The organism is Angustibacter aerolatus (assembly GCF_054776675.1).
The window spans coordinates 1-13,647 of record NZ_BAAHBM010000031.1 but is presented as its reverse complement, the minus strand read 5'-3'; the positions used below and the strand labels follow the sequence as shown (position 1 = coordinate 13,647).

At 76.2% G+C, this 13,647-nt stretch carries 12 protein-coding genes; 7 read left to right on the top strand and 5 right to left on the bottom strand.

Annotated features, from left to right (window positions below):
* The first annotated feature begins 16 nt into the window (after positions 1-16).
* Positions 17-628, top strand: coding sequence for an HAD family hydrolase (locus ACYVI6_RS09335; protein ID WP_460446108.1), 612 nt, complete (start codon positions 17-19; stop codon positions 626-628).
* A gap of 25 nt (positions 629-653) precedes the next feature.
* Here ACYVI6_RS09335 and ACYVI6_RS09330 read toward each other — a convergent pair whose 3' ends face one another.
* Complete coding sequence (locus ACYVI6_RS09330; protein ID WP_460446107.1) at positions 654-1,463, bottom strand: DUF6461 domain-containing protein; 810 nt, start codon at positions 1,461-1,463, stop codon at positions 654-656.
* 106 nt (positions 1,464-1,569) lie between these two features.
* Here ACYVI6_RS09330 and ACYVI6_RS09325 point away from each other — a divergent pair, with 106 nt between their 5' ends.
* Positions 1,570-1,824, top strand: a complete 255-nt coding sequence (locus ACYVI6_RS09325; RefSeq protein ID WP_284290440.1) for a hypothetical protein — start codon at positions 1,570-1,572, stop codon at positions 1,822-1,824.
* On the opposite strand, the gene ACYVI6_RS09320 is transcribed toward ACYVI6_RS09325, so the two are convergent.
* Complete coding sequence (locus tag ACYVI6_RS09320; protein ID WP_460446106.1) at positions 1,768-4,107, bottom strand: heavy metal translocating P-type ATPase; 2,340 nt, start codon at positions 4,105-4,107, stop codon at positions 1,768-1,770. The genes ACYVI6_RS09325 and ACYVI6_RS09320 overlap by 57 nt on opposite strands.
* On the bottom strand, positions 4,104-4,325 hold the full coding sequence (locus ACYVI6_RS09315; protein ID WP_460446105.1) for a heavy-metal-associated domain-containing protein: 222 nt from the start codon (positions 4,323-4,325) through the stop codon (positions 4,104-4,106). The genes ACYVI6_RS09320 and ACYVI6_RS09315 overlap by 4 nt, the downstream gene beginning before the upstream one ends.
* Positions 4,326-4,494: 169 nt before the next feature.
* On the opposite strand from ACYVI6_RS09315, the gene ACYVI6_RS09310 reads away from it, so the two are divergent.
* The 4 genes from ACYVI6_RS09310 to ACYVI6_RS09295 all read left to right on the top strand — a co-directional run bounded on the left by ACYVI6_RS09310 (position 4,495) and on the right by ACYVI6_RS09295 (position 8,857).
* Complete coding sequence (locus ACYVI6_RS09310) at positions 4,495-6,765, top strand: diguanylate cyclase domain-containing protein (protein ID WP_460446104.1); 2,271 nt, start codon at positions 4,495-4,497, stop codon at positions 6,763-6,765.
* A gap of 87 nt (positions 6,766-6,852) precedes the next feature.
* On the top strand, positions 6,853-7,191 hold the full coding sequence (locus ACYVI6_RS09305; protein ID WP_460446103.1) for a hypothetical protein: 339 nt from the start codon (positions 6,853-6,855) through the stop codon (positions 7,189-7,191).
* 68 nt (positions 7,192-7,259) lie between these two features.
* Positions 7,260-8,276, top strand: coding sequence for a hypothetical protein (locus tag ACYVI6_RS09300; RefSeq protein ID WP_460446102.1), 1,017 nt, complete (start codon positions 7,260-7,262; stop codon positions 8,274-8,276).
* On the top strand, positions 8,276-8,857 hold the full coding sequence (locus tag ACYVI6_RS09295) for a VanZ family protein (protein WP_460446101.1): 582 nt from the start codon (positions 8,276-8,278) through the stop codon (positions 8,855-8,857). Before ACYVI6_RS09300 ends, ACYVI6_RS09295 begins: the two co-directional genes overlap by 1 nt.
* Here the strand turns inward: ACYVI6_RS09295 and ACYVI6_RS09290 are convergent.
* Positions 8,835-9,083, bottom strand: a complete 249-nt coding sequence (locus ACYVI6_RS09290) for a hypothetical protein (protein WP_460446100.1) — start codon at positions 9,081-9,083, stop codon at positions 8,835-8,837. The two genes, ACYVI6_RS09295 and ACYVI6_RS09290, sit on opposite strands and share 23 nt — an antisense overlap.
* A 12-nt stretch (positions 9,084-9,095) precedes the next feature.
* Positions 9,096-10,232 carry an inorganic phosphate transporter gene (locus ACYVI6_RS09285; protein WP_460446099.1) on the bottom strand — a complete coding sequence of 379 codons (1,137 nt, stop codon included), beginning with the start codon at positions 10,230-10,232 and terminating at the stop codon, positions 9,096-9,098.
* A gap of 163 nt (positions 10,233-10,395) precedes the next feature.
* On the opposite strand from ACYVI6_RS09285, the gene ACYVI6_RS09280 reads away from it, so the two are divergent.
* The coding region (locus ACYVI6_RS09280) for a non-ribosomal peptide synthetase (RefSeq protein WP_460446098.1) at positions 10,396-13,647 on the top strand (3,252 nt) is incomplete at its 3' end.

The following is a 13,647-nucleotide window of genomic DNA, read 5'->3' as shown; positions in this document are numbered from 1 at the left end:
CTGCGAGGCTGTCCGGGTGACGCAGGTGGTGTGGGACATGGACGGGACGCTGCTCGACTCGACCGAGCTGGTGCCGCAGGCGCTGGCCGACGCGGTCGCCGAGCTCGGCGGGCCGGTCGTCGACCGCGACGCCGTCGTGGCGGCGTACGCGCGCGGCGTGCCGGAGGTGATCATGGAGCACCTGCTCGGCCGCCCGCTGGTGGACGGCGAGGCCGAGGCGTTCTACCGCCGGCTGGACGGCGCGCACCTGCAGCCGTACGACGGCGTGCCCGAGGCGCTGCAGGCTCTGCGCGACGCCGGGCAGCAGGTCGTCGTGTTCACCGGCAACGCCACGCGCGGGGCGCAGGTGCTGTTCGCGTCGGCCGGCGTCGAGGTCGACCTGCTCGTCGGCGGCGACCAGGTGGCACGGCCGAAACCCGCACCCGACGGCCTGCACGAGGTGGCCGCGCGGCTCGGCGTGCCGGTCGGCGAGCTGGCGTACGTCGGTGACGCACCCGCCGACCTCGGTGCCGCGCGCGCCGCCGGGGCCCTCGCCGTCGCCGCCGCCTGGGGTCACCTGCACGACCCCGCGCTGCCCGCCGACGTCCGGCTCCGCAGGCCGCAGGACGTGCTGCGGCTGCTCGGCTGACATCGGCTGACCCCGCCTGCGTCGGCTACCCGAGCCACCCGACCGCGACGGTCGCGTGCCGCTCGTACCAGTCGGGTTGGTGCGCCGGCGTGCCGGTGATCCGGTGCTGGACGGCGAGCGCCGCCGACAGCCCGTCCTCCCAGTCGAGGCCGCGCTCCTGGGGCAGCTCGGGACCGGTGCCGTCCGCGCGGTCGAGCACGTCGATCTCGCGCAGCAGCTTGCCGTCGCGGGCCAGGACGAAGGCGTTGTCGAGCTCGACGTCCCAGTAGACCGAGACGAAGGTGCCGTGCGCCGCCATGCGCACCGCTCGGTCGGGGTCGGAGCACGCGTACCCGTCGTCCTCGTAGGTCCAGGTCCATCCGCCGAGGCGCCCGGCGTAGGCGCCGCCGCGGTCCCCGTCCTCCGGGTCGAGCGGTTCCTGGTCGACGTACCGCCGCACCGCAGCCGGCGCCTCGAGCGGGGTCTGCGGCTCGTCGACCAGCTGCTGCAGCGCGGCGCGCGGCGACAACCCCCGCACGAAGGCGAGGCACGGCGTCCAGTCGTCGACGTCGGCCCACGCGAACGTGCGCTGGACGGCCGGGCCCTTCGGCGCGGGCCGCTCCTCCGCCGGCGCCTCGTCCTCGTCGCTCGCGTCGTCCGCGTCGTCCGCGTCGTCCGCGTCGCCGGCGACGCCGTCGGCCGGTGCTGGCGGCGGCACGCACCCGCCGCTCGGGTCCTCCGTGCCGACGCAGTAGATCGTCGGACGCTCGTCGACCGCGGCCCGCGGTGGCGTCTGGCTGCACCCCGTCAGCGCGACCAGCAGGGCGGCTCCGAGCAGCAGCGGGACGCGACGCACACCCGGCATCCTGCGCGCTGCACCGGGTCGTCGTCCGGGATTCGCTGCAGCTCGACCCGTCCGGCGCACAGGGAACCACCCCCGCGGCCGCTGCGTCGCAGGGGGCATGACGGTGCGCCGGTTCGGGGTCGTGGTGGTGGCGCTGGTGGCCGCGGTGGTGGCGTGGCCGGTGGAGTGCGTGCAGGGCAGCGACGACGAGGTGGCGCGGTGCTCGAGCGCGATCGGCTGGACGCCGCCGGCCTGGGCGCTCGTGCTGCTCGCGCTGGCGGTGCTGGCGCTGGCCGCGGTCGCCTGGCCGCGTCGGCTACAGCGGCCGAAAACCGCGCAACCGCAGGCTGTTGCCGACGACGAACAGCGATGAGCAGGCCATGGCCGCGCCGGCGATGACCGGGTTCAGCAGGCCGGCGGCGGCGAGCGGGATCGCGGCGACGTTGTAGCCGAACGCCCAGAACAGGTTGCCCTTGATGGTGCCCAGCGTGCGCCGGGCCAGCCGGACGGCGTCGGCGGCGGCGAGCGGGTCGCCGCGCACGAGCGTCAGGTCGCCGGCCTCGATGGCGGCGTCGGTGCCGGTGCCCATCGACAGGCCGAGGTCGGACTGCGCGAGCGCCGCGGCGTCGTTCACGCCGTCGCCGACGAACGCCACGACCCGCCCCTCCCCCTGCAGGCGCTGCACGACGGCGACCTTCTCGTGCGGCAGCACGTCGGCGACGACGTCCGCAGGCGCGATGCCCACCTCGGCGGCGACGGCGTGCGCGACGCGCTCGTGGTCACCGGTGAGCAGCACCGGGTGCAGGCCGAGGTCGCGCAGCCGCGACACGGCCAGGGCGGACGTCGGGCGCAGGGTGTCGGCGACGACGAGCAGGCCGCGCACCGCGCCGCCCCAGCCGGCGAGCACCGCCGTGCCACCGGCGTCGAGGGCGTCGTCGAGCGCGCGGCGGACGCCGTCCGTCAGCTCGAGGCCGGCGTCCGCCAGCAGCTCGGGGCGGCCGATCGTGACCTCGACGCCGTCGACCGTCCCGCGGACGCCGAGCCCCGCCGTGTTCGCGAAACCGTCGACCGGGGGCAGGTGCTGCGTGCCGAGCCGCTCGCGCGCGCCAGCCGCGACGGCACGCGCGACCGGGTGCTCGGAGGCGTCCTCGAGCCCGCCGGTGCGCCGCAGCAGGTCGCGCTCGTCGGTGCCGGACGCCGCGACGACGGTGGTGAGTCGCATGCGGCCGGTGGTGAGCGTGCCGGTCTTGTCGAGCACGACGGTGTCGGCGCGGCGCGTCTGCTCGAGCACCTCGGGCCCCTTCACCAGGATGCCGAGCTGCGCACCGCGGCCGGTGCCGACCATGAGCGCCGTCGGCGTGGCCAGCCCGAGCGCACACGGACAGGCGATGATGAGCACCGCCACGGCCGCGGTGAAGGCGGCGGCCGCTCCCCCGCCGGCGAGCAGCCAGCCGACCAGGGTGCCGACGGCCAGCACCATGACGACCGGCACGAACACCGCGCTCACCCGGTCGGCGAGCCGCTGCGCCTCGGCCTTGCCGTGCTGCGCGCGCTCGACCAGCCGGGCCATCCGCGCCAGCTGCGTCTCGCCGCCCACCCGCGTCGCGCGGACCACGAGCCGGCCGTGCGCGTTCACCGTGCCGCCGACCACCGCGTCGCCCACCGCGACCTCGACGGGCACCGACTCGCCGGTGAGCATCGACGCGTCGACCGCGCTGCTGCCGTGCTCGACCACGCCGTCGGTCGCCACCTGCTCCCCGGGCCGGACGACGAACCGGTCGCCCACCGCGAGGCGCTCCACGGGCACCCGCACCTCGACCGGCACGGGGGCACCCTGCGCCGACGGGGGCGGCACGGGGGCACCCTGCGCCGACAGGAACGGCACGGGGGCACCCTGCGCCATAGAGGAGGGGGCCGCGGAGGGGTCGACGAGCAGGGTCACCTCGCGGGCGCCGAGCTGCAGCAGCGCGCGCAGGGCGGCACCGGCGCGGCGCGTGGAGCGGGCCTCGGCGTACCGCCCGGCGAGGATCAGGGTGGTGACCGCAGCGGCGGTCTCGAGGTAGATCGTGCCGAGCCCCTCGCCGCGGCGGACGGTCAGCTCGAAGGGGTGCCGCATGCCGAGCTCGCCGGCGGTGCCGAGGGTCAGGGCGACGACCGACCAGGCGTAGGCGGCGAGGGTGCCGACCGACACCAGCGTGTCCATCGTGGCCGTGCGGTGGCGCAGGTTCAGCCAGGCGGCGCGGTGGAACGGCAGGCCGCCCCACGCCACGACCGGGGTGGCGAGCACGAGCGACGCCCACTGCCAGCCGGTGACCTGCAGCGTCGGCACCATGGCGAGCAGCACGACGGGCAGCGACAGCGCCGCGCTGACGAGCAGGCGCCGGCGCAGCAGCCGCGCGTCGAGCTCGGCCGCCGCCTCGTCGTCGCCGCCCGCGGACGGCAGCGTCGCCCGGTACCCGGCGTCCTCGACGACCTGCACGAGGTCGGCGGGCGTCAGGTCGTCGGCGTACGAGACGCGGGCCCGCTCGGTGGCGAGGTTCACCGTCGCGCTGACGCCGGGCAGCCGGTTGAGCTTGCGCTCGATGCGGCCGGCGCACGACGCGCACGTCATGCCGCCGATCAGCAGCTCGACGTCGTGGCCGGTGGGTGCGGTCATCCGAGCGCGTACCCGGCCTCTTCGACGGCACCGCGCACGGCGTCGTCGCTCAGCGGCTCGGCGGCCGCGACGGTGACCTGGCCGCTGCCGAGGTCGACCTGCACGTCGCGGACACCAGGCAGCTCCTGCACCTCCTCGGTGACCGAGCGCACGCAGTGCTCGCACGTCATGCCGGTGACCGTCCAGGTGCCGGTCCAGTCGTCCTGCTCGCTCGTCATGGTCCGCCCTCTCGTCGACTTCGGACCACTGTACCCCCTGGGGGTATCCGTGAGCGCTCCGGACCCCTGGCGCTACAGGACTGCCGCGATCGTGCCGACAGCCAGAACAGTGCCGCACCCGGCCACCCCGGCTCGAGCAAGCGGGCGACCCACACCCTGGAGACTCCTCGTGCCCCACGACGACGACTTCGAGCTCCTCGAGCAGGTGCTCGCGGACCAGCGTCTGCGCACCGTGTTCCAGCCGCTCGTCGACCTCGACTCCGGAGCCGTCGTCGGGTACGAGGCGCTGACCCGCGGCCCGGCCGGCACGGCGCTCGAGACGCCCGACCGCCTCTTCGCCGCCGCCCGCAGGCACCGCCGCCTCAAGGACCTCGACGTGGCCTGCCGCACCACCGCGCTGCGCACCGCGAGCGAGGCCGGCCTGACCCGCCCGTTCACCCTGTTCGTCAACGCCGAGCCCGAGGCCCTCGACGGCTGGCGGCCGGCCGCCGAGCACGAGGCGCTGGGCTTCAACATCGTCGTCGAGCTGACCGAGCGCGAGCTGACCGCCCGCCCGGCGCAGCTGCTGCAGGCCGTGGCGCGGGTGCGCGAGCTCGGCTGGGGCGTCGCGCTGGACGACGTCGGCGCCGACCCCGCGTCGCTGGCGCTGCTGCCGCTGGTGCGCCCGGACGTCGTGAAGCTCGACCTGCGGCTCGTGCAGGACCGGCCCACCGCCGACATCGCGGCCGTCGTGAACGCCGTGCACGCCGAGGCCGAGCGGTCGGGCACGCTGGTGCTCGCCGAGGGCCTCGAGACCGCCGACCACGTGCTGACCGCCCGCGCGTACGGCGCGACGATCGGCCAGGGCTGGCACTTCGCCCGGCCCGGCGACCTGCCCGCGGTCGGCGCGGTCACCGCCCCGACCGAGCGCGAGACCGTGCGGATCAGCCCGCGCCGCGACGGTCGCGCCGACGTCAGCCCGTTCGACGCCGTCGCCCGCACCCGCACGCCGCGCGCCGCCGACAAGCGCCTGCTGATCGCCGTCAGCAAGCACCTCGAGGCGCAGGCCCACGCGGCCGGCGACAGCGCGATCGTGCTGAGCGCCTTCCAGGACGTGCGGTTCCTGACGCCCGCGACGAAGCGGCGGTACGCCGCGCTCGCCGAGTCGTGCGCGTTCGTCGCCGCGCTCGGCGAGGACGTGCCGGCCGACCCGCTGCCCGGCGTCCGCGGTGGCGCGCTCACCGGCCGCGACCCCCTGCTCGGCGAGTGGGACATCGCGGTGCTCGGCCCGCACTTCGCCGCCTGCCTGGTCGCCCGCGACCTCGGCGACGAGGGCCCCGACATGGAGCGCCGCTTCGAGTTCGTGCTGTCGCACGACCGCGAGCTCACCATCCGCGTGGCCGGGTCGATGATGACCCGCGTGTGGCCCGAGCCGCCGGTGGCCGACCTGCCGCAGCTGCCGGTGACCCGGGTCGGCGCGCTGCCCGGTCCTCGCACCCCGCTGGGCGAGGCGACGGGCACGGCCGCGCTCTCCGAGGCCCTGCCCGGCCACCTGCTCGACGCGCCGCTGCTGCAGCGCGCGCTCGACGCCGCGACCACCGGCATCACCGTGTCGGACGCCCGCCTGCCCGGCCAGCCGCTGATCTGGGTGAACAGCGCGTTCGCCCGGCTCAGCGGGCAGTCGGCCGACGAGGTGCTCGGCCGCAACTGCCGGTTCCTGCAGGGCCCCGGCAGCGACCCGCGCGTGATCGCCGACATCAGCGCCGCCATCGCCGCCGGCGAGGGCATCCACACGCGGCTGCTGAACTACCGCCAGGACGGCACGCCCTGGTGGAACGAGCTGAGCCTGAGCCCGGTGCTCGACGAGCACGGCGTCGTCACCCACTACATCGGCGTGCAGGACGACGTCACCGCACGGGTCGAGGCCGAGGCCCGGGTGACCCACCTGGCGTACTCCGACGCCCTGACCGGGCTCGCCAACCGCACCCGGCTCGCCGACGCCCTGCGCGAGGGGCTCGAGCGCGGACGCCGTCGCGGCAGCTCGACCGCGCTGCTGTTCGTCGACCTCGACAACTTCAAGGACGTCAACGACCGGCTCGGCCACAGCGGCGGCGACGAGCTGCTCGCGCTGGTCGCCGAGCGGCTGCGCAGCGTGCTGCGGGCCGACGACCTGCTGGCCCGGCAGGGCGGCGACGAGTTCCTCGTGCTGCTCACCGACCTGCCGGCCCAGGCCTCGCAGGTGGCGGAGCGCGTCGCGTCCGGCATCGTCGACGCACTGCGCGAGCCGTTCGTGCTGGACGCCGTGACCCTGCAGGTGGGTGCCAGCGTCGGCGTCAGCGTGGTGGGTCCGGGCGACCACGGCGCCGCCGCGGAGCTGCTGCTGCAGCGGGCCGACCAGGCGATGTACGCCGCCAAGCGGGCCGGCCGCGGCAGCTGGCAGACGCTGCTCGTCGGCTCGTGAGCGGCCGACCGGGCGCCCGGGGCTGAACCCCGGGGGCCGGCGACACGTCACACAGGTTGACGGACACCACGACCGGAGCGAGGCGTCATGCCGAAGATCTGCGCGACCTGTCCGAGCTGCGGCTCGGTCGACCTCACCGCCGACGAGGTGCTGCTCTGCCAGTGCTCCGTCGCCGACTGGTCGTTCTACCGCTTCACCTGCCCCGGCTGCGGCGAGTCGATCCGCAAGGACGCTCCCGCCCGCGCCCGGCGGCTGCTGATGCTGGCCGGCGTCGAGCCGGTCTCGTGGCAGGTGCCGCTCGAGGCCCTCGAGCCGCACGCCGGCGAGCCGATCACCTTCGACGAGGTGCTCGAGTTCGCCCTCCGCCTCGAGCAGGTCGGCGACCCGTTGACCGAGCTGGCGGCGCCGCGCACCAGCGGCGGCTAGTCGATCGCCTCACGGCAACCGAAGCACACGTCGTGACCCTGGCCCGCCGGTCGCGCTAGCGTCGCGGGATGGGGCGACGGGGGCGGGTGGCGTGGGGGCCGGTGCTGCTGCTGCTGGTGCTGTCTCCGGTGTGCGCGGAGTACCTGGCGGCGTACGACAGCACGACGGGTGACGCGGTGGCGCTGGTCGCCGGGCTGATCGTGCTCGCGCCGCTGTACGGCGCACCGGCGCTCCTGATCCGCGAGGCCGCCCGGCGGTACGGGCTGGGGTGGACCGGGGTGCTGCTGCTGGCGTTGGCGTTCGGGGTGCTGCAGGCGGGGCTGGTCGACCAGTCGCTGTTCGCGCTGGAGTACCACGGCATCGCGGTGTGGCACGACATGGTGCGGGGCACGTGGCTCGGCCCGCTCGGCACCAGCGCGTACGACGTGCAGAACTTCGTGGGGGGCCACGTGGTCTACAGCATCGCGGCGCCGATCGCGGTGGCCGAGGGGCTGGCGGCTCGCTCTGGACGGGACCGGACGACGTGGTGCGGCCGCATCGGGCTCGGCGTCGCGGCCCTGACGTGGATCGCCGCGGCGCTGCTGGTCTGGGCCGACGAGCGCTCGCAGCAGGCGCAGCCCGTGGCACCGGCCCGGTTGCTCGGCGCCGCAGTCGTCGTGGTGGCGCTCGTCGTCACGGCGGTGCTGCTCCGGCGCCGTGCCCGCCGTGCACCGGTCGACGCACCGGCACCGCGCTGGTGGGTCGTCGTGCTGGTCTCGCTCGCGCTGGCCCTGGTGAACCAGACGCTGTCGACGACGTGGGCCGGCACCCTCGGCGCGACGGCCGCGCTCGTCGTCGGGGCCGTGCTGCTGCACCGGTGCTCGCGACGCACCGGCTGGGGTCCGCGCCAGGCCGTCGCCGTGGCGGCCGGCGTCCTGCTGGCCCGCGGCGGCTTCGCGTTCACCTACGACCCGCTCACCGGCGACGTCGGCACCGGCCGCAAGCTGGCGCACGACGCCGTGGTGCTGGCGCTGGTGCTCGGCGCCTGCGTGCTCGCGGCGCGGCGTCCGGCCGGCGAGCGATCTGCGTCTGGGACGCTCGCGTGATGCCGCACGAGCTTCGCGCCCTCCCGCTGGCGCTGCCGCTGCTGGCCGCCGTCGCCTTCGCCGGTGCGCTGTGGTGGCTGCACCGGCGCGCGGCGCTCACCCCGCTGCGCGTCGCGGTGGGCGCCGTCGCGGCGGTGTACGTCGCAGGGATCGTCGCCAACACCGTGCTGCCGATCACCTTCGGGTCCGCCGTCGACCCGCCGCCGTGGACGGTGTTCGTGAACGCCGTGCCGCTGGTGAACACGGAGCCGGCGGACGACCTGCAGAACGTCCTGGTGTTCGTGCCGCTCGGGGCGCTGCTGCCGCTCGTGTCCCGCACCGGGTCGGCGTCGCGCGTGCTCGGCCTCGGCTTCGCGCTGAGCCTGTCGATGGAGCTCGTGCAGCTGCTGAACGCCGTCACCGGGCACGGCGGGCACGTCGCCGACGTGAACGACCTGCTGGCGAACACCGTCGGCGCGCCGCTCGGATACGCGCTGTTCCGCGGTGCCCTGCTGGTGCCCGTGCTGCGCCGTCCGGCCGATCGAGCGACCTGGCCGGCGGCACCAGAACCGTTGCGGCTCAGTGGAACTGCGGCACGATGAGCCAGATGCCGAACAGCACGGCCGCGGCGCAGAGGGCGAAGCAGAGGTAGGCGGCCGCGCGTCCCGCGGCGGTCGGCTGCACGACGGTCACCCGGTCGTCCCCCGCGCCGGCCGAACCGCCGCCGGCCAGCGACACCAGGCCGAGGGAGAACACGGTGACGACGCCGACGCCGAAGGCGAGGCTGACGCCGGCCACCAGCAGCAGGGCGTGCCAGTCGATGGTCATCTGCGGGTCCTCTCAGGCCGCCGCACCGGCGGTGGCCGGCGACAGCTGGACGTCGGGTGCGTCGTTCACGTTCGACGAGGTGACCGGTCGGCGGCGCGCCGCGGCGAACGCCAGCCCCATCAGGGCGACGGCGACCAGCGCGACGACCACCACGCCGACGGTGCCGCTCGACGCGAGCTTCCCGCCGAAGGCGCCGACGACCCCGGCGGCCGGCAGCGTGAGCAGCCACGCGGAGGCCATGCGGCCGGCCACGTTCCAGCGCACCTCGGCCAGCCGGCGTCCGACCCCGGCACCGAGGATGCCGCCGGAGACCACCTGCGTCGTCGACAGCGCGAACCCGAGGTGGGCGGAGGCGAGCAGCGTCGCGGTCGACGACGCCTCGGCGGCGAAGCCCTGCGGCGGCTGGATGTCGGTGAGGCCCTTGCCCATCGTGCGGATGATGCGCCAGCCGCCCGAGTAGGTGCCGGCGGCGATCGCCGCGCCGGCGAGCAGGATGACCCACCACGGCGGGCCCGAGCCCTCGCGCAGCGACCCCGACGCGATGAGCACCAGCGTGATGATGCCCATCGTCTTCTGCGCGTCGCCCGTGCCGTGCGCCAGCGAGACCAGCGACGCGGAGACCGTCTGCCCGTGCCGGAACCCGGACCGCGCGGTGTCGGCCGAGCGCGCCGTCAGCCGGTAGGCGATGAACGTCGCCAGGCCGGCGACCACGCCGCAGATCAGCGGGGAGGCGACCGCCGGCAGCAGCACCTTCGACACCACGGCGGAGAAGTGCACGGCGTCGCTGCCGGCCGCGACCCACGTCGCGCCGATCAGCCCGCCGAAGAGCGCGTGCGACGACGAGGAGGGCAGGCCCAGCAACCAGGTGGCGAGGTTCCAGGCGATCGCGCCGACCAGGCCGCCGAACACCACGGCGGGCGTGATCTTCGCGTCGTCGATGAGGCCGCTGGAGATGGTCTTGGCCACCTCCGTCGACAGGAACGCCCCGACGAGGTTCAGCACCGCGCAGATGCCGACCGCGACCCGTGGTCGCAGGGCACCCGTCGCGATCGACGTCGCCATCGCGTTCGCGGTGTCGTGGAAGCCGTTGGTGAAGTCGAAGGCCAGCGCCGTGACGATGACGACGACCACGAGGAGGGAGACGTCCACGCGCTGCTCCTGGAGGGTTTCAGTGAGAACCGTTGCCGGACGCACGGACGCTAGCCGCGCAGGGTGAACGCCGGTCGGCGCCAGGACGACCATCAGGGGGCCGTCGTGACGCCGGCCACGACGCGCGGCGTTCACCGGACGTCCACCGCGAGGACGCCGACGCGTGCCACGGTCCAGCGTGCCGACCCTCGAGCGCGCCGACCACGCCCCGGCCGAACGCACCCTCGTGCAGGTGCTGCGGGACACCGCCGCCGCGCACCCCGAGCGGCCCGCGGTCGACGACGGCCACGAGGTGCTCGACTACGCGACCCTCGTGCGGCGGGCCGAGGAGGTCGCCGATCGGCTCCGGCGGGCCGGGGTGCGGCGCGGCGACCGGGTCGGCGTCCGGCTGCCGTCGGGCACCGCCGAGCTGTACGTCTCGGTGCTCGGCGTGCTGGTCGCGGGGGCGGCGTACGTGCCGGTCGACGCCGACGACCCGCGCGAGCGCGCGCGGCTGGTGTTCCGGACGGCGGGGGTGCGGGCCACGCTCACGAGCACCGGCCTGCGCGTGCGCGACGCCGACGTCGCCGCCGAACCCGTCCGGGTGCCGGACGGCGGCGACCCCGGGCCGGACGACGACGCCTGGGTCATCTTCACGTCGGGCTCGACGGGCACCCCGAAGGGCGTCGCGGTGCGGCACCGTTCGGCGGCCGCGTTCGTCGACGCCGAGGCGCGGCTGTTCCTGCAGGACGCGCCGATCGGCCCCGGCGACCGCGTGCTGGCCGGCCTGTCGGTGGCGTTCGACGCCTCGTGCGAGGAGATGTGGCTGGCCTGGCGGCACGGCGCCTGCCTCGTGCCCGCCCCGCGCGCGCTGGTGCGCTCGGGCATGGACCTCGCGCCGTGGCTGGTCGACCGCGGCATCACCGTCGTCTCGACCGTGCCGACCCTGGCCTCCCTGTGGCCCTCGGCGACGCTGGACGCGGTGCGGCTGCTGGTGTTCGGCGGCGAGGTCTGCCCGCCCGAGCTCGTCGACCGGCTGGCGACGCCCGGCCGGGAGGTCTGGAACACCTACGGCCCCACCGAGGCCACGGTCGTGGCGTGCGCCGCGCAGCTGCACGCCGGCGAGCCGGTGCGCATCGGGCTGCCGCTCGACGGCTGGTCGCTCGCGGTGGTCGGTGAGGACGGCGCGCCCGTCGCCGACGGCCAGGTGGGCGAGCTGGTGATCGGCGGTGTCGGTCTGGCCCGCTACCTCGACCCCGAGCTCGACGCCACCCGCTTCGCCCCGATGCCCTCCCTCGGCTGGCAGCGGGCCTACCGCAGCGGCGACCTCGTGCGCGCGGAGCCTGAGGGGCTGGCGTTCGTCGGCCGGGCCGACGACCAGGTCAAGGTCGGTGGCCGGCGCATCGAGCTCGGCGAGGTCGACGCCGCGCTGCTGCGACTGCCCGAGGTCGGCGGGGCGGCCGCGGCGGTGCGCACCACGCCGGGCGGCACCAAGGTGCTCGTCGGCTACGTCACCACCCGCGGCGGCGCCCCGCTCGACCGCGCCGCCGCCCTGGCCCGGCTGCGCGAGAGCCTGCCCGCGGCGCTGGTGACGCTGCTCGCGGCGGTCGACGACATCCCCACCCGGACGTCGGGCAAGGTCGACCGCGACGCGCTCCCCTGGCCGCTGCCGTCGGTGTCGGACGGCGCCGCCGACGCCTCGCTCGACGGCACCGCCGCGTGGCTGGCCGGGCTGTGGTCGCGGGTGCTCGGCACGCCGGCGACAGCCGGCTCCGACTTCCTCGCCGACGGCGGCGGCAGCCTGGCCGCCGCGCAGCTCGTGGCCGCCGCCCGCGAGCGCTACCCGCAGGCCACCGTCGCCGACGTGTACGAGAACCCCGGGCTGCTGCAGCTGGCCGCGCGCCTCGACGAGCTGGCGCCCGCCGACACCGACCGCGAGCCGGCCCGGCCGACGGCTCCCGTGCCGCTGCGGGCGCAGGTCGTGATGCAGCTGGTGAGCGCGCTGCTCGCCGTGGCGACGGGGCTGCGCTGGCTGACGCTCGCCGGCACCGCCGCGCTGGTCGTCGACGGCCCGCGCTGGTTCCCCGACGTCCGGTGGTGGGCGCTGCTGCCCGGGTGGCTGCTGCTGCTCACGCCGTGGGGACGGATGGCCGGCACGGTCGCCGTCGCGCGCACCCTGCTGCGCGGGCTGCGGCCGGGCACCTACCCGCGTGGCGGCTCGGTGCACCTGCGGCTCTGGGCGGCGCAGTCGGTGGCCGACGCCCTGGGCGCCGACGGCCTCGCCGGTGCGCCGTGGATCCCGGTCTACGCGCGGGCGCTGGGCTGCCGGATCGGCAAGAAGGTCGACCTGCACTCGCTGCCCCCGGTGACCGGCATGCTGACGCTCGGCAAGCGCGCTTCCGTCGAGCCGGAGGTCGACCTGAGCGGCGTCTGGGTCGAGGGCGACGTGGTGCACGTCGGACGCGTCCGCGTGGGGGCCGGCGCCACCGTGCGCACCCGCACCGTGCTGCTGCCGGGCGCTCGGGTCGGCCAGGACGCCGAGGTGTCCGCCGGCAGCGCGGTGGGCGGCTCGGTGCCGCCGGACGAGCTGTGGTCGGGGTCGCCGGCCACCAGAACCGGTGTCGCGCACCGGGACTGGCCGCGCAAGCGGGGTCCGCGCGACGGGCGCTGGGCCTGGGTCTACGGCCTCACCGCCGTCGCGCTCGCCTGCCTGCCGGTGGTGTCGCTGGTGGCCGCCCTGCTCGTCGTGCTGCCGGCCGTCGACCGCTCCACCGGCCCGGGGGACGCCGCCGTGTCGGTGCTGGCCCGGGCGCTGCCGGCCGCGCTCGTGGCGCTGCTGGTGCAGCTGCTGCTCACCGGCGTCACCGCCCGGCTGCTGCAGCTCGGGCTGCGCGAGGGCGACCACCCGGTGCTGAGCCGCCGCGGCTGGCAGGTGTGGGCGACCCACCGGCTGCTCGACGACGCGCGCACCTGGCTGTACCCGGTGTACGCCAGCCTGCTCACCCCCACGTGGCTGCGGGTGCTCGGCGCGCGGGTCGGTCGCGGTGTCGAGGCCTCGACCGTGCTGCTGCTGCCGCGCACGACGACCGTCGGCGACCACGCGTTCCTGGCCGACGACACGCTGGTCGGCAGCTACCAGCTCGCGCACGGCTGGCTGCGGGTGCGCCCGGCCGTCGTCGGCGAGCGCGCCTTCCTCGGCAACTCCGGCATGACGGCGGGTGGCCGGCAGGTGCCGGACGGCGGGCTGGTCGCGGTGCTGTCGAAGACGCCGGCCGAGGCCGGGCAGGGCACCTCGTGGCTGGGGTCGCCGCCGGTGCTGCTGCAGCGCGCGCCGGCCGCGCGCGGTGACGACGGGCCGCCCGCGTCCGCTCCGGACGGCGGTGCGGCGGGGACGACGTCCGACCGCACGTTCGCCCCGGCCCGCCGGCTCGTGGTG